This window comes from Romboutsia sp. 13368, assembly GCF_018336475.1.
In the GTDB taxonomy this organism is placed as follows: Bacteria; Bacillota; Clostridia; order Peptostreptococcales; family Peptostreptococcaceae; genus Romboutsia.
This window is the reverse complement of the sequence record NZ_CP048741.1, coordinates 2062602-2063264: the sequence shown is the minus strand read 5'-3', so window position 1 is coordinate 2063264 and position 663 is coordinate 2062602. Positions and strand designations below refer to the sequence as shown.

Sequence of the window (663 nt, the reverse complement as noted above, 5' to 3'; positions counted from 1 at the left end):
AAGTGTATATTATACAACTGAAGATATAATGAGTAATATAGGAGATTGCAGAAATAAAATAAAAAATTTTCTAATAGAAAATAAAATTCTACAAGATATAAAAGGACATTGGGCATATGATTCAATTAAACAATTTATAGATAATGGATATATAGAAGGATATGAAGATAAAACATTTAGACCGGATAACTCTATATCAAGAGCAGAATTTGTAAGAATAGTAAATAAGGTATTTAACTATACAAACCAAGGTGGAATAGTATTTGATGATACTAAAGATAACTGGGCAAAGGATGAAATAGATATAGCAGTTACAAATGGAGTAGCTCAAGGTGTAGGAGAGAATAAATTTGCACCAGAAGAATATATAACAAGGGAAGCAGCAGCAAAGATGTTAGCTAATTACATKAAAATAGAAGATGAASRTCATGATAAGATAAAAAAATTCCCTGATTATAATAAAATAGCTGAATGGGCAAAAGATGCCTTTGAAGGAAATGTTGAAAATGGATATATACAAGGAACTGATGCCTTGCACCAAAGAACAACATAACAAGAGCAGAGGTTGTTACTCTTTTAAGTAGAGTTAACAACTAATATATTGGGGGACATAAATATGAGGAAGACACTGACATTACTACTATCAATATGCATAATACTAGG

At 29.5% G+C, this 663-nt stretch carries 1 protein-coding gene; it reads left to right on the top strand.

Annotated elements, in window-relative coordinates; genetic code table 11:
- A partial coding sequence (locus G3997_RS08550; RefSeq protein WP_296645365.1) for an S-layer homology domain-containing protein occupies positions 1-553 on the top strand: 553 nt, incomplete at its 5' end.
- Between the last annotated feature and the right edge of the window lie 110 nt (positions 554-663).